1 rRNA gene is annotated in these 610 nt (G+C 53.3%); it reads right to left on the bottom strand.

Going from position 1 to position 610, the window contains the following annotated elements:
- Window positions 1-610, bottom strand: a 23S ribosomal RNA gene (locus KHQ28_RS28850); the annotation flags it as partial.

Raw genomic sequence — 610 nt, 5'->3', positions numbered from 1 at the left:
CCGACTACAGCCCCAGGATGCGACGAGCCGACATCGAGGTGCCAAACCTCCCCGTCGATGTGGACTCTTGGGGGAGATAAGCCTGTTATCCCCAGGGTAGCTTTTATCCGTTGAGCGATGGCCCTTCCATACGGAACCACCGGATCACTAAGCCCGACTTTCGTCCCTGCTCGAGTTGTAGCTCTCGCAGTCAAGCTCCCTTATGCCTTTACACTCTGTGAATGATTTCCAACCATTCTGAGGGAACCTTTGGGCGCCTCCGTTACCTTTTAGGAGGCGACCGCCCCAGTCAAACTGCCCATCTGACATTGTCTCCCACCATGATCAATGGTGCGGGTTAGAAATCCAACACAGCTAGGGTAGTATCCCACCAACGCCTCCACGTAAGCTAGCGCTCACGTTTCAATGGCTCCTACCTATCCTGTACAAGCTGTGCCGAATTTCAATATCAGGCTACAGTAAAGCTCCATGGGGTCTTTCCGTCCTGTCGCGGGTAACCTGCATCTTCACAGGTACTAAAATTTCACCGAGTCTCTCGTTGAGACAGTGCCCACATCGTTACGCCTTTCGTGCGGGTCGGAACTTACCCGACAAGGAATTTCGCTACCTT

Origin of the sequence: Klebsiella sp. 28 (genome assembly GCF_018223905.1) — a bacterium.
Classification (GTDB): domain Bacteria; phylum Pseudomonadota; class Gammaproteobacteria; order Enterobacterales; family Enterobacteriaceae; genus Klebsiella; species Klebsiella pneumoniae.
This window is presented reverse-complemented; position numbering and strand designations above follow the sequence as displayed.